Annotated in this window: 16 protein-coding genes; 4 read left to right on the forward strand and 12 right to left on the reverse strand. The window is 72.0% G+C overall.

The features are described from left to right. Positions 1-119: 119 nt before the first annotated feature. The gene (locus AB0399_RS25530; protein ID WP_366412924.1) at positions 120-926 is read right to left on the reverse strand and encodes a methyltransferase domain-containing protein; all 807 of its coding nucleotides are present in this window, start codon (positions 924-926) and stop codon (positions 120-122) included. Between the two features lie 249 nt (positions 927-1,175). Between AB0399_RS25530 and AB0399_RS25535 the strand changes: the two genes are divergently transcribed. The 3 genes from AB0399_RS25535 (at position 1,176) to AB0399_RS25545 (ending at position 3,182) form a co-directional block, all read left to right on the forward strand. Beyond that, entirely contained in the window at positions 1,176-1,967 is a 792-nt protein-coding gene (locus AB0399_RS25535) for a metalloregulator ArsR/SmtB family transcription factor (RefSeq protein ID WP_329374519.1), read from the forward strand. 51 nt (positions 1,968-2,018) lie between these two features. Beyond that, entirely contained in the window at positions 2,019-2,585 is a 567-nt protein-coding gene (locus AB0399_RS25540) for a hypothetical protein (RefSeq protein ID WP_366412925.1), read from the forward strand. A 69-nt stretch (positions 2,586-2,654) separates the two neighbouring features. Next, entirely contained in the window at positions 2,655-3,182 is a 528-nt protein-coding gene (locus AB0399_RS25545; protein WP_366412926.1) for a flavodoxin domain-containing protein, read from the forward strand. Positions 3,183-3,561: 379 nt separating this feature from the next. On the opposite strand, the gene AB0399_RS25550 is transcribed toward AB0399_RS25545, so the two are convergent. From AB0399_RS25550 to AB0399_RS25570, 5 genes are all read right to left on the reverse strand, one after another. After that, positions 3,562-3,966 (reverse strand): nuclear transport factor 2 family protein, encoded by a 405-nt coding sequence (locus AB0399_RS25550; RefSeq protein WP_329372434.1) that lies wholly within the window; start codon positions 3,964-3,966, stop codon positions 3,562-3,564. 98 nt (positions 3,967-4,064) lie between these two features. Then, entirely contained in the window at positions 4,065-4,670 is a 606-nt protein-coding gene (locus AB0399_RS25555) for a GrpB family protein (protein WP_366412927.1), read from the reverse strand. A gap of 34 nt (positions 4,671-4,704) precedes the next feature. Next, positions 4,705-6,057 (reverse strand): MFS transporter, encoded by a 1,353-nt coding sequence (locus AB0399_RS25560; protein WP_366412928.1) that lies wholly within the window; start codon positions 6,055-6,057, stop codon positions 4,705-4,707. A 163-nt stretch (positions 6,058-6,220) separates the two neighbouring features. Next, positions 6,221-7,000, reverse strand: a complete 780-nt coding sequence (locus tag AB0399_RS25565) for an aminoglycoside adenylyltransferase family protein (protein ID WP_366412929.1) — start codon at positions 6,998-7,000, stop codon at positions 6,221-6,223. A gap of 154 nt (positions 7,001-7,154) precedes the next feature. Then, positions 7,155-7,889 carry an alpha/beta fold hydrolase gene (locus AB0399_RS25570; protein WP_366412930.1) on the reverse strand — a complete coding sequence of 245 codons (735 nt, stop codon included), beginning with the start codon at positions 7,887-7,889 and terminating at the stop codon, positions 7,155-7,157. Between the two features lie 95 nt (positions 7,890-7,984). Between AB0399_RS25570 and AB0399_RS25575 the strand changes: the two genes are divergently transcribed. After that, a complete protein-coding gene (locus tag AB0399_RS25575; RefSeq protein WP_366412931.1) occupies positions 7,985-8,974 on the forward strand; it encodes a YafY family protein in 990 nt (329 codons plus the stop codon). A gap of 2 nt (positions 8,975-8,976) precedes the next feature. On the opposite strand, the gene AB0399_RS25580 is transcribed toward AB0399_RS25575, so the two are convergent. From AB0399_RS25580 to AB0399_RS25605, 6 genes are all read right to left on the reverse strand, one after another. Then, positions 8,977-9,579, reverse strand: coding sequence for a hypothetical protein (locus AB0399_RS25580; protein WP_366412932.1), 603 nt, complete (start codon positions 9,577-9,579; stop codon positions 8,977-8,979). A 12-nt stretch (positions 9,580-9,591) separates the two neighbouring features. Continuing rightward, positions 9,592-10,614, reverse strand: a complete 1,023-nt coding sequence (locus AB0399_RS25585; RefSeq protein ID WP_366412933.1) for a LacI family DNA-binding transcriptional regulator — start codon at positions 10,612-10,614, stop codon at positions 9,592-9,594. A 39-nt stretch (positions 10,615-10,653) separates the two neighbouring features. Further along, on the reverse strand, positions 10,654-12,930 hold the full coding sequence (gene yicI, locus AB0399_RS25590; RefSeq protein WP_366412934.1) for an alpha-xylosidase: 2,277 nt from the start codon (positions 12,928-12,930) through the stop codon (positions 10,654-10,656). A gap of 165 nt (positions 12,931-13,095) precedes the next feature. Beyond that, on the reverse strand, positions 13,096-13,860 hold the full coding sequence (locus AB0399_RS25595; RefSeq protein ID WP_329374520.1) for a carbohydrate ABC transporter permease: 765 nt from the start codon (positions 13,858-13,860) through the stop codon (positions 13,096-13,098). Positions 13,861-13,913: 53 nt separating this feature from the next. Further along, entirely contained in the window at positions 13,914-14,816 is a 903-nt protein-coding gene (locus AB0399_RS25600; RefSeq protein ID WP_366412935.1) for a sugar ABC transporter permease, read from the reverse strand. After that, positions 14,813-16,105, reverse strand: coding sequence for an extracellular solute-binding protein (locus AB0399_RS25605; protein WP_366412936.1), 1,293 nt, complete (start codon positions 16,103-16,105; stop codon positions 14,813-14,815). Before AB0399_RS25605 ends, AB0399_RS25600 begins: the two co-directional genes overlap by 4 nt. Positions 16,106-16,236 lie beyond the last annotated feature (131 nt).

Genomic DNA, 16,236 nt, shown 5'->3' on the forward strand with positions numbered 1-16,236 from the left:
GGTCCGCCCACGGGGCCGCGGCCGCGGCGCTGACCAGGCGGCTCACGCAGCTCACACGGCTCACGCGGCCCGGGCGGCAGCCGGGGCAGCCGGCCGGCTTCGGCTCGGTCGGCCGCGGCTCAGCCGGTTTTGACGAGTACCGCCTGGAGGAGCCGGGCCCGGTCCTGCTCCAGGTTGCCGAGATACGTCTCCAGCTTCCGCTCGAAGTCCGGGACGTACACCTGCAGCCCGAGCGCGGGCAGCGGCTCGGCCAGGAGCGCGCGCGTGAACGCCGCCGAGTCCGCCGTCAGGTCGTTCCACGCGCGGACCTCGAACCCGGCCGCCCGCAGGATCTGCCGCAGGACCTCCGGGGTCACCAGGTGGCTCAGTTCCGGGCGCTCGGCCCACATCACGGGGAAGCGCAGCGGCCGGACGGGGCCGGCCACCACGTCCCACAGCGCCAGCCGGCCGCCCGGCGCCAGGACCCGGGACGCCTCGGCGTACAGCCGCGCCTTGTCGGCGATGTTCATCTGGACGTGCTGGCTGACGACGACGTCGAACGCGCCGTCGGGGAACGGCAGGTCGAGCACGTCGCCCTCGCGGACGTCGATCAGGTCGCCCAGGCCCGTCCGCGCGTTGAGCCGGCGGGCGGTGTCGCAGTACTCGGGGGTGAGGTCCACGGTCGCCACCGGGCAGCCGACCTGCCCCGCGAGGTGGCGCGCGGTGCCGCCCACGCCGCTGCCCGCGTCGAGCACCCGGTCCCCGGCGGTCACCTCCGCGAGCCGGACCAGGGAGTCGGTCGCGAGGCGGCCGAGGAGGTGGAACTCCTCCAGGAAGTCGAGGTCGGACGGGCTCAGGGAGCCGCCGGGCGGGTGTCCGGCGGCCAGGAGCGCGCGTTCGATCCGGTCCCACGTGCTGCCGGTGGCATAGGGCATGTCGGTGGTCATCCGCGGTGTCCTCGGTGGTCGGCGGGCGGGGACGGGACGGGCAGGACGTCCCGCCCTGACGATACGTCAGGAGGTCGGCCCGGGTGGTGGATTGGGGCATCGGGGCGACCGCACCGGGCGGGCGGGGTGCGGGGCGTCGCCCACCGCCGCGCGGCCGGGCTCGCGGGTGGTGCGGGGCGCGGCGGTGGTCGCGGCTGGCGTTATGCAGGTGAATACCTGCATAATGGGAGGGTGAGCTTCCCGAGAGCGATGGACGCGGTGTTCAAAGCACTGGCCGACCCGACCCGGCGCCTGCTGCTGGACCGGCTGCGCGAGCAGAACGGCCAGACGCTGGGCGAGCTGTGCGAGCGGCTGGACATGGCACGCCAGTCGGCGACGCAGCACCTCGACGTCCTGGTCCGGGCCGGCCTCGTGACCGTCGTACGACGCGGACGGGAGCGGCTGCACTACCTGGACCCGACGCCGATCCACGAGATCGAGGAGCGCTGGATCTCGGGGTTCGACCGGCCCCGCCTGCAAGCGATCAGCGCCATCAGGAACCGAGCAGAGGAGTACGCCATGAACGACGCACCCACGACCGTGCCGACCTACGTCTACGTCACCTACATCCGCGCGAGCGCGGAGCACGTGTGGCGGGCCCTGACGGACGCGGACCTCACGGCGCGCTACTGGGGGCACGCCAACGTCTCGGACTGGCAGCCCGGCTCGCCCTGGGAGCACCGGCGGACCGACGGATCAGGCGCCGTCGACGTCGTCGGCAAGGTGATCGAGGCGGAGCCCCCGACCCGCCTGGTCATCACCTTCGAGGACCTCCCCGACGCCCGGACCACCAGGGAGCCCTCGGTCGTCACCTTCCTCGTCGAGCCGCACGAGGACATCGTCCGCCTCACCGTGACCCACGAGAATCTGCCCGACGAGGACATGCGCAAGGGGATCTCGCAGGGCTGGCCGGCCGTGCTGGCGAACCTCAAGTCGCTGCTCGAAACCGGCGACGTGCTGCCGCAGGCCCCCTGGGAGATGTCCTCCGGCGGACACGCCTGACCCGGCCCGCACCGACCGACCGCCCGCCCGCACCGACCGAAGGAAGCGGACATGATGGACACCACCCCGCTGCGGGACGCCTACCGCGCCCTGCTGGACGCGGCCGCCACCGTGGCCGATGCCGCCACCGTGGCCGATGCCGATGCCGATGCCGATGCCGATGCCGATGCTGACGCCGGTTCCGTGCCGCCGGCCGGCGAGTGGAACGCCGACCAGATCCTCGCGCACGTCACCCTCGTCAACGCCGTGACCCTCGCCGCCGTCGCCCTGGTCGCCGCCGGGTCGAGCGCGACCTACGACAACCGCGTCGCGCTCGACCCCTGGACCCTCGCGCGCACCATCGCGCGCGCCGGCGGCAACGCGGGGCTGCGGGACCGCGTCCGCCACCAAGCGGACGCCCTGTGCGCGCTCGCCGGTCCCGCCCTCGGCGAGGCCGAACTCGACACGCCGGTCCCCACGTTGCTGCTGTCCAACGGCGAGCTCCTGGTCGACCGGCCGATGCCGCTCAGGGACCTCGTCACGGGCCTGGCGGAAGCGGAACTGCCCGGCCACACCGCACAGCTCCTGGCGCTGCTGCCGCGGTCGCGCCGCGAGCCCGATTGTTCGATGATGAACTAGAGGCGTACGGAACGAGGGGAGTGCGGAAGCGGAGGCACCGGGCAGCGCGACCGGACGAGGTGAACGCTCATGGGCGCAGACCATCGGGTCCTCGTCGGCTATGCGTCGAAGAACGGATCGACCGCGCAGATCGCGGAGTGGATCGGCGCGCGGCTGCGGGAGCGCGGCCTGGAGGTCGAGGTGCGGGCCGCCCGGGGAACGCTCGACTGCTCGTACTACACCGCCGTCGTCCTCGGCTCGGGACTGTACGAAAGGCGCTGGCTGCGCGACGCCGTCCGCTTCGTCCGGCGGCATCGGCACGAGCTGCTGAGGGTTCCGGTGTGGCTGTTCAGCAGCGGTCCGCTGGACGGGGCCGCCGGGGCGCGGGCGATCCCGCCGGTCGAGCGGGTGGCCCGGCTCGCCGAGCGGGTCGACAGCGCGGAGCACGTCACCTTCGGCGGCCGGCTCGCGGAGGGGGCCGGCGGTCTCGTGGCCCGCCAGCTCCTGGCCCAGGGCAAGGGCGGGGACTTCCGCGACCGCGACCGGATCGTGCGCTGGGCCGACCACATCGCCGACGAGCTGCTCGCCGGGGCCGACACCCCGCCCGCGCGGGTGTAGCGCCCTGCGGGTGGAGCGCCGCGACCACGCGACGCGCCCTGCCCGGGTTCCGGGCGGGGGCGGGTCGCGTGGTGCGCGATGCCGGGGCGGGCCGGCCCTGGGTGCCACCGGTTCGCGCGGCCGACGCTGATGGCGCGTCAGTTCCGATGCGTCAGTCGACCGTGACGTTCACCGTCGGAGAGTGGACGTTCCCGGAGGTCACCAGTGCTCCTGAGACGGCGACTTTGTGATCGCCTTCACCAACGTCACACGCGCGATGTCCGCCCGCGTCCCAGGCCGGGCGGCAACCGCCCCACCAGCGCCTCACATATCGCATAGTGGCAGGTGGCGGCATATGCCGGAGCCGAGGATCTTTACCCTCGTTACCCGTCTCCAGGGATCATGCTCCGTCGATGGTCCGGCCCGGCATCGGCTCGGCGAGCGCGATCCGCCCGGCCGGTGCGCGGAAGGGGTCGGCGAAGTACTGCGTCTCGTGCACCACCTGCCGGCCGGCGAACTGCATGACGCTCACCGTGTACGACGGCACACCGTCGTAGGTGATGGTGCACTCGCTCACCCACAACTCGGCGTGGCCGGTGATCCGTCGGACGGTGAAGTGCCGGTCGGCCGGGTGCCCGCCGCGTTGCGCCGCGATCGTCGCGCGGCCCCGGAACCGCTCACCCGACTGCGGGTAGTCGAGGATCGCGTCGGTGGCGTAGAGGGCGTGCTCGGCTTCGATGTCGCCGCGCTCCGAGGCGCGCCAGTGCTCCTCGATCGCCGCCCTGATCAGGGAGTCGGCATCCATGGCACCACCTTTCCGGGGTGCTGCCAGGCTAGGCGCTCCCGGCCGCGTCAGGTGCGGCGGCGGGCGGGGGCGGGGCGGGGGAGTCCTTCTTTCGGCCCCTACGCTCCGGGGCTCGCGTCGGCGTGCGGGGTCCAACCGGTCGCGGTGGCCCAGGACTCGGCGACCGCGATGACGAGGTCGACCACGGGGTCCTTGACGTCGGCGTAGGTGCCGACGTCGTTCACGGTGCCGGCGAGCACGCTCTTGAAGCGGGCATAGCCGGGGACCGCCTCCGGGTGGGCCCGGAACCAGTCGCGGAACAGCAGGGCGAGCCGCTCGTTGGGGGCTCCGAAGAGGCGGACGTGCAGATTGACGTCCTCGCCCGCGGTGCCGCGCCGTGACCACTGCCGCTTCGTCCAGCGCTCCCGGTCGTCGTCGAGCCCGGCGGGAACGTGGTCGTGCTGGTAGGGGGACCGCTGGAAACCCCGGTCGGCCAGGGGCCGGTCGAACGCGCGCTCCGCCGCCCGCAGATCGTCGACGGTGACTTGCAGGTCGAAGACCGGTTTGGCGGCCATGCCGGGGATCGCTGTGCTGCCGATGTGCTCGGCGTACCGCGCCGACGGCCCGAGCACAGTACGCAGTTCGTCGGCGAGGGCGAGTCCCCGCGCCTGCCAGCTGGGGTCGGGTTCGACCACGATCGGGGCGAGCGTCACGTCTTCGGGCATGCGACCCAGTGTAGGGAGGGCGGCCGGCGGCCCTTCACGAAGCGGCCGCGCTGTCGCTGTCGGCGACCTGCCCGGGCTGCCCGGGCTGCGCGACCTGTTCGGGCTGCCCAGGCTGCGCGACCTGTTCAGGCTGCCCGGGCTGCGCGGGCGAGGAGGCCACGACGCCCTGCGGCGGGGTGACGGCCGCGGTGATCGCCGCGGCGATACCGAGGAGGACGGCGACGGAGGTGAGCGCCCGCAGGATGGTGATGTGGTCGGCGAGCAGACCGATCGAGGGCGGGCCCGCGAGGAACGCGCAGTAGCCGATGGACGCGATGACACTGACCCGGCCGGCGGCGTACTGCGGCTCGTCGGCCCCCGCGCTCATGCCGACCGGAAAGCCCAGCGAGACACCGAGTCCCCACAGCACCGCGCCGACGAACGCCAGCGGCGTGGCGGGGGCGAACACGAACAGCACCGTGCCCGCGATGCCGAGCACGGCCAGCACGCGGATGACGGGCACCCGGCCGTGGCGGTCGAGCAGCGTGGGCCCGAACCAGCGGCCGAGCGTCATCGTGGACAGGAACGCGGCGAACGCGAGGGTGCCGACCAGCGCCGAGGTGCCGTAGCCGTCGATGGTGGCGATCCCGATCCAGTCGTTCCCGGTGCCCTCGGCGAAGGCGAAGGCGAGCACGAAGACGCCGATCAGCAGCGTACGGGGTTCGCGCCATGCCGCCAGGGCGCTGCGCGCGGCGGGGGCGGGCTCGCCGGAGGGCGCTCCGGACGGCACGTCGGACGGCTCCTCGACCGGGGAACGGTCGGACACGAAGCCGCGGGTCCCCCAGGGGACGGCCACCGCGACGGCCGCCGCGGCCAGCAACAGGTGTGCGGTGACCGGCACATGGAGGGCGACCATCCCCGCGCCGATCAGCGCGCCCGCGACCGTACCGAGGCTGTAGCCGGCGTGGAAGCGGGACATGATCGACCGCCCGAGGTGCCTCTCGACCAGCGCCCCGTGCACGTTCATCGCCACGTCCCACGCGCCGGTGGCGAAACCGAGCAGGAACAGCCCGGCCACCACCGGGATCGGGCCGCTGGGGTACCCGACGGCGACGGTGGCCAGACCCGCGGACAGCAGCACCGACATGCCTGCGACCGTGCGCCTGGTGCCGATGCGGTGGATGACCGGCCCGGCCATCGGCAGCGCGATCAGCGAGCCCGCGGCGATGGCGAGCAGCACGAGGCCGAGCCGCGCGGGGGAGAGGTGGAGGTGGTCGCGGACCTGCGGAATCCGCGAGGCCCAACTCGCGAAGGCGAGACCGCAACCGGTGAAGGCGATGTACGTGCCACGGACGGCACCGCGTATCTGCGCGGGCGAGGGCACGGCGAGGGCGGGAGTGGACGGCATGGGTGGCGGCTCCGTTGCGGATGGTGGTCGGGCCGCCGCGGTTCCCCTGCTGGCCGGCAGGCCAACCGTAGCAGCCGGCGGCGGGGACCTGGCCGGGTTCTGACGTGCGGAAAACGGCGCCGAGGTCGGGATTCCGGCCCCCGGGTGCGCGCTCTCCCGTCCGCTAGGTCCGCTGGATGCGCGGGGCCCTGGTACGCAACCGGTCGATCTCGCCGCGCACATGGTCCACGTGCGGCCGGGCCCGCGCCCGCAGCGTCGGGCTCCACCGCTCCTCGGCGTACGTGCGGTCGAGGTAGAGCTGCCGGGCGTGTTCGAGGACGGGGCGGTGTTCGGGCGGGAGGCGCGCCAGCGCCCAGTCGGCGGCGGCGTCCTTCGACCTGATCTCGCCGGTGCCGAGCGTGGTCCGGATACGGGCGAAGGTCAGCAGCACGTTGCGGGTGTCGGCCGCCAAGTCCTCGATCAGGCCGGGGATGCCGGCCACGCTCGCCCGGACCAGGTCGGCGTGCGGGACCGGGTCGAGGACCCGCGCGGGGTGCGGACCGGTGAGGGCACGGCCGCCGGCGAGCGCCATGCTGATCAGCAGCGCGAGATCGGGCATCGGCTCCGGGCCGGGCACCTGCCCGGCCACGTACGCGGCGCGCAGCCACTCGCCGTACTGGAAGTCGCAGGTCGGCGCGGGGCGCCACGGGGTGACCTCGGAGTGGACGACCACGGTGAGTTCGACCGGGCGGGCGCCGTTCGGGGACCCGGAGATCCCGAGCAGGCCGTCGAGCAGCGCCCGCCGCTCCGGGTCGGACATCCGCCGCCGGGAGACGACCAGCACGTCCACGTCGCTGGCCGGGCGGAGACCGCCGAGGGTGGCGGAACCGTGCGGGTAGCTGCCGACGACGGCCGGGCCCAGCACGTGCCCGACCAGCGCCACGATCTCCTTCGTCTGGTCCACTCCACCAGTCTCCCCGCTGACCCGGCCCGATCACACAGGATCAACGGTCCGCCGGTGGGTCTCCGCCGGCCGTCGCCGGCTCCAGGCGTCCAGCGGGCGGAGCACGTGCTGCGGCGGCGTCGGACGCGCCGCGGGCTCGCGGGCCCGCGGCGCGTCAGGAGACGGCCGTGTGGAGGGCCTCGGCGAGTTCGGTGGCGGCGGACAGCATGGGCCAGTGCCCGGTGGAAATGTCGACTCGTCGCCACGGCGGCTGGTCGAGGAACGCCAGCATCGGCACCCCGGCTTCCAGCAGCGTCCTGAAGTCGTCGCAGGCGACCAGGACACGATCCACCCCGGGGCCGACGGCGACGGAACCGGTGAGCCGCTGCTCGTAGGTGCCGAACGGCTGGGGAACCGCCTGCGCGCGCATGAGGTGGCGCTGCTCCTCGCCGAGTCCGTCCAGGCTGCCGAACGAGCCGAGGGCCTCGAAGCGCGGCAGCGGCAGTCGCCACCCCTCCCCGTGGTCGGCGACCTCTTTGCCCAACTGTTCGGCCACCTGCGGCGGCACGAGGTCGAGCATGCGCATGCCCTCGGCGAGCGGGGCGCTGTCGAGGTGGACCAGACGCTCCAGCCGCGATCCCAGGCGCCCGGCGGCCCCGGTGACGGGCGCAGCGGCGTAACTGTGCGCCACCAGGGTGACATCGTGCAGGCCGTGCTGGTCGACGGCCGCGACGATGTCGTCGATGTGGGTGTCCAGGTTCGTCTCCGGAGTCGCCTCGCCGACGCGTTCGCCGAGTCCCGTCAGCGTCACCGGCAGCACCGTGTGGCCCCGCTCGCGCAGCGCGCGGGTGGTGCCCTCCCAGGCCCAGGCGCCCAGCCAGGCGCCGGGGACGAGTACGAAGGTAGCCATGGGTCTTCTCCCGTTCGAGGTGGTGGAATCCGTGGTGGTGGACGGAGCGTAGGGTCGATGCAGGACAGTTCCCGCCCTGCTTTTGCGAGTGATCCATGTCTCACCCTCTGACGCGTGTGCTCGCCCTGCTCGAACTCCTCCAGGCCCACCCGGGACTCACCGGCCCCCAACTCGCGGAGCGGCTGGGCGCCGACGTCCGCACCGTGCGCCGATATGCGGCGCACCTGCGGGAGTTGGGCATTCCGGTGGAGTCCGATCGCGGCCGTTACGGTGGCTACCGGCTGGCCCGCGGCTACCGGATGCCGCCTCTGGTGCTCACCAATGACGAGGCCCTCGCGGTCGTCCTGGGCCTGCTCGCGGGAGAACGGCCGGGCATGAGCGGCACCGCCCCCGCCGGCGCCGGCGCTCTGGCCAAGATCGAGCGGGTACTGCCGCAGACGGTGCGGGAACCGCTCGCCGCCATGCGCGACGCCCTGTCGTTCACCGCCGGCACCGTCACCGCGCAACTCCCCGCGACCGGCGTCCTGCTGACCCTGGCTCAGGCTTCCCGCTCCCGCCACGGCGTCGCCCTGCGCTACCGGTCCTGGCGCCAGGAACACAGCGAACGCGTCCTCGACCCCTACGGCGTGGTCTTCCACGACGCGCGCTGGTACGTCATCGGCCATGACCACCTCCGCGGCGCCCTGCGCACCTTCCGGATCGACCGGATCGCCTCCGTCACACCCCGAGACGCGACCTTCACCCTGCCCGCGGGCTTCGACCCGGTCGCCCACCTCACCGCGACCCTTGCGCAGGCGCCCTACCGCTGGCAGGTCGAAGTCCTCGTCGACGGCCCCCTCGGTGAGCTCGCGCGGCGGCTGCCGAACGGCACCGCCACTCTCACGCCCCGGCCCGACGGTGTCCTGATGCGGGCCCGGGCGGACCGCCTCGACGGCATGGCCCGGCTCCTCGCCTCCCTGGAATGGCCCTTCACCGTCCACAGTCCGGACGAACTACGCCAATCCCTCCGGGACCTGGCACGTCAGCTCACCGCGGCCGCCGACCGGCCGCCGGAGTTCCCGTCGCACCGCTGCGGCGCCCCGTGACCTCAGAGGCTCGGGAGCCGTGCCATCCAGGCGTCGAAGAGATCCACGTCGTAGTGGGCGCGCCGCACCAGCGGGTGGGTCCGTTCCGGCCAGTGCCGGATCACGCGCCCGGGGTCGGTGGCCTCCAGCGCGGCGTACCACTCCGCGAGGGGGCCGGCCAGCCGGAGATGCGACTCGAAGTGGCGACGGCGCCGGGTGGTGTCGCCGGCCCGGCGCTCCCGCAGCGCGGCCTCGGAGGGCACGACACACGCGACGAGGTCGGCGGCGCCGAGGCGGCGCCGGGTGATCGCCTTCCGCGTCAGGCGCAGTTGGTGTGCGAACGCGTCCGCCGCCGAGCTCTGTCCGGCGCGCGCCAGGGTCCAGGCGTAGTGCAGCTTCAACGGGTCCGTGTCGCACACGGCGAGACCGTGCGCGGCCTGCGTGCGCAGCGCGCGGGCCCAGCGTGCCTCGTTCTGCCGGACCCAGAAGGCGCTCTGCTCCTCAAGGCTCGCCGTCGCGTCCGGTGTGGCGTGGCCTGGGTGCTCGCCGACCACCAGCGCCGGCCGGAACGCGCCGGCGTGGGTGCTCTTGCCCGCGGCGCTCGGCCCTTCGACGACGGTGATCACCTCGGCACCGTCTCACAGGGTCGCGGTCGGGGCCGGGGGCGGGGCCGTGGTGGCGCGGGGGGTGAGGTGGGTGGGGAGGATGGTGGTCTCGGGGACTTCGTGGCCCTGGAGTTTGGACATCAGGAGGTCGACCGCGCGGGCGCCGACCTGGGCGGTGGGGATGGAGACGGACGTGATCGGGGTCGCGGCCGGTTCGGCGATCTCGTCGGGGCAGATCGCGGCGACCGAGATGTCCTGCGGGATGCGCAGCCCGAGTGCGGTGAGCGCGTCGATGAGCGGGTGCACGATCGGTTCGTTGTGGACCACGACGCCGGTGAGGTCGGGCTGTTCCCGCACCAGCCGCTCGGCGAGGGTGCGGGCCGCGACCGGGGTGTCGACACAGGGGTGGATGGAGGAGAGCAGGCCGTGCCGGTCGGCGGCCGCCGTGAACCCGGTGGCCACCCGCCGCGCGAACCCGGTCTCGCGGACGTAGACCTCGGGGTGCGAGCCGATCAGCGCGACCCGGCGGTGCCCGAGCGCCGCCAGATGGTCGACGCAGGCCTCGGCGGCCTGCTGGAAGTCCAGGTCGACGCAGGTCAGACCGGTCGGGTCGGCCGGGTAGCCGATCAGCACCGACGGCTGGTCCAAGGTGCGCAGCAGCGGCAGCCGGCGGTCGTTCAACTCCACGTCCATGATGACGAAGGCGTCCGCCATGGCGCTTCCGGAGACCCGGACCAGCCCCTCCTCACCCTCGCTCTGGGTGAGGAGGAGCACGTCGTGGTCGTAGTCCCGCGCCGCGGTGACCACCGACGTCGCGAACTGCATGACCACCGGCAGGTGCATGCCCTTGCGCAGCGGCAGCACGAGCGCGAGCACCCGGGCCCGGCTGCTGGCCAGTGAACGGGCGCCGGCGTGCGGCCGGTAGCCCAACTCGCGGATGCTCTGCTCGATCCGCAGCCGCGTCTCCTGGGAGATCGGGCGCTTGCCGCTGAGCGCGTAGCTGACGGTGCTCGGCGAGACGCCCGCGTGCGCCGCGACGTCAGTGATCTTGACCATGGCACTCCCTCGGCCGGCGGCCCACCCTGCGGGCTTCCATCAGAAGCCGGACAGATCGATGGTGACAGTACCCGTTCCGGCCGCGGCCCGGACCGAGGGCCCACCCACCACCTCCACGCCCCACGGCAGCGACGCGTCGGTGGTCTCGGCCCGTAGCGCGTCCCCGTCCCGGACGACGGTGACCTCGACCGCGGCGCCGCCGTCCGGGCGGGGCACGCGCACCGTCCTGCGCTCGCCGTCGGCCGGCCGGAACACCCGCAGCGTCATGTCGTCGGCCCAGACCCGGTCCGGACGGTCGCCGGCCGCGGCGACCGGGACGACGGCGCCGGGGCGCACCAGCAGCGGGACGCTGAGGTAGCCGTGCGTCTCGTGCACCCAGCGCGGCCCGGTGACCTGCTCGCCGGTGCTGAAATGCGTCCAGGTGCCGTCGGGCACGTAGTACGACACCTCGCCGGTGGGGGAGAGCACCGGCGCCACCAGCAGGTCGCCGCCCAGCATGTACTGCCGCTCCAGGTGGGTGCACCCGGGGTCGTCGGGGAACTCCAGCACCATCGCGCGCATCACCGGGACGCCGTCGGTGTGCGCCTGGTGGGCGGCCTGGTAGAGGTACGGCATCAGGCGGTGCTTGAGCCGGGTGAAGGCGCGCAGCACGTCCACCGCCTCCTCGTCGAACAGCCACGGCGCCCGGTAGGAGGACGAGCCGTGCAGGCGGCTGTGCGAGGAGAGCATGCCGAAGGCGATCCAGCGCTTGAACAGCCCCGGGTCCGGCCGCCCTTCGAAGCCGCCGATGTCGTGGCTCCAGAAGCCGAAGCCGGACAGGCCCAGCGAGAGCCCGCCGCGCAGCGACTCGGCCATGGACACCCAGGTCGACTCGCAGTCGCCGCCCCAGTGCACCGGGAACTGCTGGCTGCCGGCCGACGCCGAGCGGGCGAACACCACGGCCTCCGCGTCGCCGCGGTGCTCGCGCAGCACGTCGAAGACGGTCCGGTTGTACAGGAACGCGTAGTAGTTGTGCATGCGTTCGGGGTCGGAGCCGTCGAAGTAGGCGACGTCGGTGGGGACCCGCTCGCCGAAGTCCGTCTTGAAGCAGTCCACACCCATCGCCAGCAGCGCCTCCAGCTTGCCGGCGTACCAGGCGCGCGCGTCGGGGTTGGTGAAGTCCACCAGCGCCATGCCGGGTTGCCACAGGTCCCACTGCCAGACGCTGCCGTCGGGCCGCTTGAGCAGGTAGCCGCCCGCCTTGCCCTCGGCGAACAGCGGGGAGCGCTGGGCGATGTAGGGGTTGATCCACAGCGAGATCCGAAGCCCGCGCTCCTTCAGCCGGCGCAGCATCCCCTCCGGGTCGGGAAAGACCCGCGGGTCCCAGACGAAGTCGCACCAGTTGAACTCGCGCATCCAGAAGCAGTCGAAGTGAAAGACGGACAGCGGCAGTTCGCGCTCCGCCATGCCCTCGACGAAGCCGGTGACGGTCTGCTCGTCGTAGGAGGTGGTGAAGGAGGTGGTGAGCCACAGGCCGAAGGACCAGGCCGGCGGGAGCGCCGGACGGCCGGTCAGGGCGGTGTACTTGCGCAGGATCTCCTTGGGGGTGGGGCCGTGGATGACGTAGTACTGGAGCTGCTGGCCCTCGATGCTGAAGCCGACCCGGGAGACCTGCTCCGAGGCGACCTCGAAGGAGACCCGGCCCGGGTCGTCGACGAAGACGCCGTAGCCGGCGTCGGTGAGGTAGAACGGGATGTTCTTGTAGGACTGCTCGCTGCTGGTGCCGCCGTCGGCGTTCCACATGTCGACGCTCTGGCCGTTCTTGACCAGCGGCCCGAAGCGCTCGCCCAGTCCGTAGACGCTGGTGCCGACGTCGAGCCGGAGCTGCTCGCGGACGTAGTGGTGGCCGTCGGCGGTCTCCATGAAGCCCATGGACTTCCGGCCGCTGCCGGTCAGGGTGCGGCCGCCGGCGAGAAAGTCCATCGTCCACTCCTCGCCCCGGCCGAAGCGCACGCTCAACGCGCCCGAGGTGAGGGTGGCTTCGCTGCCGGAGACGGCGACGACGGGCTCGTGGTCGGCGCCGGCGACGGTGAACCGCGGGCTCCTGGGGTGCCCGCCGTCGAAGTGCGTGACGCGGACGCCGATCACGTCCGGCATCGGCGCGGTGCAGTCGACGGTGACGAGCGGGCCCTTGAGCAGGTCGCCGCGGTGCCGGACGGGCTGGGTGGGCGCGTGGACGGTCAACGTGCCCTCGCCGGCGGTGGCGTCGAGCACCTGGGCCGGGTAGGCGGCCGTGACCCCCTCGCGCAGCAGCCAGTATCCGTCGGTGAACTTCATCGTCAGGGCCTCTCCTGGTAGGGCCACCCGCACGCGGGCAGGGTGGGGCGGGGCAGGCTGGGGTGGTACGGCGAAGGTGGTGGGTGTGGCGGGGCGGCGGGGTGGCGCGGCGGACGGGGCGGTGCGGAGGGCGGGGGCCGCGGGCGGTGCCGGCGGCCCCTCGCCTCACTTGACCGCGCCCACGGCGATGCCGCGGGTCAGCGTCCGCTGGAAGACCAGGAAGAAGGCGATGGCGGGCAGCGCGCCGAGCAGGCCGGCCGCGTTCGTCATCGTCGCGTCCATCAACCGCTGCCCCTGGAGCACTCCGAGGGCGACCGACACCGTCTGGTTGTCGTTCGACGGCAGCAGCACCAGCGGCAGCAGGAACTCGTTCCAGGTCCAGATGAAGAAGAACACCATCAGGACGCCGAGCGTGGACCGGCTGACCGGTACCACGATCCGCCACAGCACCTGCCAGCTGTTGGCGCCGTCGATCCGGGCCGCCTCGATGATCTCCCGGGGGAAGGCGCCCAGCACCGACGACAGCAGGTAGGTGCCGAACGCCGACTGGATGACGCTGAAGACGATGACCAGGCTCAACCGGGTGTCGTACAGGCCGAGTTGCTTGGACAGGTAGTAGAGCGGATAGACCAGGGCCTCCTGCGGCAGGACGTTCGCCAGCACGAAGAAGGCGAGTATCCAGGCGCGGCCCCTGATCCGGCCGATGCCGATCGCGTAGGCGTTGAGGACCGACAGCAGGACGCCCGCCAGGGCCACCGACCCTGAGATCAGCGTGGAGTTGAGGAGTACCCGGCCGAAGTCCACCCGGGTCCAGAAGCTCTTCAGGCCGTCCAGGTAGATCCCGTGCGGCAAGGAGAGCGGGCCGTGGGCGGAGTAGTCGCCGGGCGACTTCAGCGCGTTGTCCAGCACGATCAGCAGGGGCAGCACCATGAAGACGGCGCCCAGGGCGATCGCTGTCAGCGCGGGGAAGCGCTTCACCGTGTTCACCGTGCGTCCTCCGCCCGGGTCTGGAAGCTCAGACCGACCACCGTCAGCGCGAGGATGAGCACGGTCATGACGGTCGCGATCGCCGATCCGTATCCCACCTGGGTCTTCTCGAAGAAGGTCGCGAACGAGAAGTACGACGGGACGTCCGTGGCGTCGGCGGGCCCGCCCTTGGTCAGGACGTAGACCGCGCCGAAGACCTTGAGCGCCGCGATGGTGCACCAGAGCATCACCACGTAGATCTCCGGGCGCAGTTGGGGCAGCGTGACGTGCCAGAACCGCTGCCACCAGGAGGTGCCGTCGAGTTCGGCGGCCTCGTGCAGCGCCGGGTCGACGCGTTGCAGGCCCGACATGAAGATGACCACGGGGAAGCCCAGTTGGACCCAGACCATGACCGCCATCACGCTGTACAGCGCGAAGTGCGGGTCACCCAGCCAGTCCTGCCGCAGCCCGCCCAGGCCCACCGCCTTGAGCAGCTCGTTGAGCGAGCCGTTCTCGGGGGCGAGTATCCAGCTCCAGACGATGCCCGCCACCGTGATCGGCAGCACCTGGGGCAGGTAGAAGCAGGCCCGCAGGACGGCGGCGAGCTTCGACCCGAAGTGCTTGGCGACGAAGTCGAACAGGGCGGCGGCCACCACCAGCCCGATGACGGTGGGGACGACCGCCATCGCCACCACCATGGCGAGGCTGTGCTGGAAGGACTGCCAGAACTGCGAATCCTTCATCAGCTGCCGGTAGTTGGCCAGCCCCGCCCAGCTTGGCGAGCCCACCCCCTGCCAGTTCGTGAAGCTGTAGTAGACGTTCAGCGCGAACGGGTAGACGATGACCGCGAGAAAGGCGACCGCCCCGGGTATCAGGTAGAGCGGGTAGGTGCTCGCCGGCTGGTGGCGTCGGGCGGTCATGACTTCGGCGCACCCGCGTCGTACGCCTTCTGCAACTCGTCCAGTACCTGGTCCGGCTTCGCGCTGCCGGTGAGGAGTTTCTGGACGGCGGAGACGAGGTCGTCGTAGAAGCCGGGCACCGGCCAGTCGGGGTAGAAGGCGAGGCCGTCGGCGGCGGAGATCTTGTTGAAGTTCTCGATCAGCGTCTTCGAGGCCGGGTCGGTGATGGCCGTGGGAGAGGCCGCCACCGGAATGCCGCCGTTGTTTCCGAGGGTGTTCTGGATGCCCTGCTTCATGGTGATGTTGATGAAGTCGTAGGCGAGTTGCTTGTTCCTGGCCTTCTTGGGAACGACCCAGAGATTGCCGCCGGAGCCGAGGGTCAGTTTCGATCCGGGCCACAGGAACGAGCCCCAGGCGAACTTGTTCTCGGTCTTGAACCGCCCGTACCACCAGCTGCCCGAGAAGAAGATCGGGTACTTGCCGCTGATGAAGGAGACGCCGGCGTCCTCGGCCTTGGCGCCGCTGGCGGTCTTGGCGAGGTAGCCCTTGGCGACCCAGTCCGCGAAGGTGTTCGCCGCGTAGGTCCAGGCCGCGTCGTGGAAGTCCACCTTGCCCTGGTAGAGCTGGTAGGCGTTCACCCAGGCGCGGTCGGCCTTGGTCAGCGCCAGCTGGTAGAGGTACTGCTGGGCGGGGTACTCGGCGCCCGCGTCGGCGAGCGGGGTGATGCCCTTGGCCTTGAAGGCGGCCAGCGCGGCGGTGAACTCCTCGGGCGTGGTGGGGACCTTGACGCCGTTCTTGGCGAAGAGGTCCTTGTTGTAATACACCATCGTGTACTCGCCGAAGTTCGGGACGCCGTACCAGTCGCCCGACCCCATCACGCCCTGCGTGTTGTACCTGCTGGTGGTGGTCACGCTCGGGCTGAGCAGCTTGTCCCAGCCGTACTTGGTGACTTCGGGGGTCAGGTCGGTGAGCAGCCCCTGCTTGGCCAGCAGTCCGGCGGTGGAGTTGCCCTTGTTGTACTCCATCACGTCCGGTGCGTCATCGGAGTTGAGGACCATCGAGGCGGTCTTCTGGATCTGCTCGAAGCCCTTTGCCTCGAACTCCACCTTGACGCCCGGGTGGGTCTTCTTGAATTCGGCGATCGCCTGGTTCCAGGCGATGCCCATCGCGCTGTCGGGGCCTTCGTAGTGCCAGAGCTTGAGGGTCTTGCCGTCGCCTGTCGAGCCGCCCGAACTCCCGCACGAAGCGAGGAGCAGGGCGCTTGCCAAGGCCATCGCGGTCACGACTGTTCGGCTGCGCGCCTTCGACATTGAAGGGACCTCCACGGGGGTCGGAAGGGTGGCGAACGCTGCGTCGAATCGCTTCGACGAACCCCCGCGGAGCGCATAGACGGGGTAACCGAGGGGGGGGGCCGGGATAATTGAAAGGGGGTGTCAAAACC

The organism is Streptomyces sp. NPDC088194 (assembly GCF_040702025.1).
In the GTDB taxonomy this organism is placed as follows: domain Bacteria; phylum Actinomycetota; class Actinomycetes; order Streptomycetales; family Streptomycetaceae; genus Actinacidiphila.

What these genes read in the sequence shown, in the direction of transcription:
- AB0399_RS25530 (WP_366412924.1), bottom strand. Translation starts at nt 926, where the DNA reads ATGACCACCGACATGCCCTATGCCACCGGCAGCACGTGGGACCGGATC.
- AB0399_RS25535 (WP_329374519.1), top strand. Translation starts at nt 1,176, where the DNA reads ATGGACGCGGTGTTCAAAGCACTGGCCGACCCGACCCGGCGCCTGCTG.
- AB0399_RS25540 (WP_366412925.1), top strand. Translation starts at nt 2,019, where the DNA reads ATGATGGACACCACCCCGCTGCGGGACGCCTACCGCGCCCTGCTGGAC.
- AB0399_RS25545 (WP_366412926.1), top strand. Translation starts at nt 2,655, where the DNA reads ATGGGCGCAGACCATCGGGTCCTCGTCGGCTATGCGTCGAAGAACGGA.
- AB0399_RS25550 (WP_329372434.1), bottom strand. Translation starts at nt 3,966, where the DNA reads ATGGATGCCGACTCCCTGATCAGGGCGGCGATCGAGGAGCACTGGCGC.
- AB0399_RS25555 (WP_366412927.1), bottom strand. Translation starts at nt 4,670, where the DNA reads ATGCCCGAAGACGTGACGCTCGCCCCGATCGTGGTCGAACCCGACCCC.
- AB0399_RS25560 (WP_366412928.1), bottom strand. Translation starts at nt 6,057, where the DNA reads ATGCCGTCCACTCCCGCCCTCGCCGTGCCCTCGCCCGCGCAGATACGC.
- AB0399_RS25570 (WP_366412930.1), bottom strand. Translation starts at nt 7,889, where the DNA reads ATGGCTACCTTCGTACTCGTCCCCGGCGCCTGGCTGGGCGCCTGGGCC.
- AB0399_RS25575 (WP_366412931.1), top strand. Translation starts at nt 7,985, where the DNA reads ATGTCTCACCCTCTGACGCGTGTGCTCGCCCTGCTCGAACTCCTCCAG.
- AB0399_RS25585 (WP_366412933.1), bottom strand. Translation starts at nt 10,614, where the DNA reads ATGGTCAAGATCACTGACGTCGCGGCGCACGCGGGCGTCTCGCCGAGC.
- yicI (WP_366412934.1), bottom strand. Translation starts at nt 12,930, where the DNA reads ATGAAGTTCACCGACGGATACTGGCTGCTGCGCGAGGGGGTCACGGCC.
- AB0399_RS25595 (WP_329374520.1), bottom strand. Translation starts at nt 13,860, where the DNA reads ATGGTGCTGCCCCTGCTGATCGTGCTGGACAACGCGCTGAAGTCGCCC.
- AB0399_RS25600 (WP_366412935.1), bottom strand. Translation starts at nt 14,816, where the DNA reads ATGACCGCCCGACGCCACCAGCCGGCGAGCACCTACCCGCTCTACCTG.
- AB0399_RS25605 (WP_366412936.1), bottom strand. Translation starts at nt 16,105, where the DNA reads ATGTCGAAGGCGCGCAGCCGAACAGTCGTGACCGCGATGGCCTTGGCA.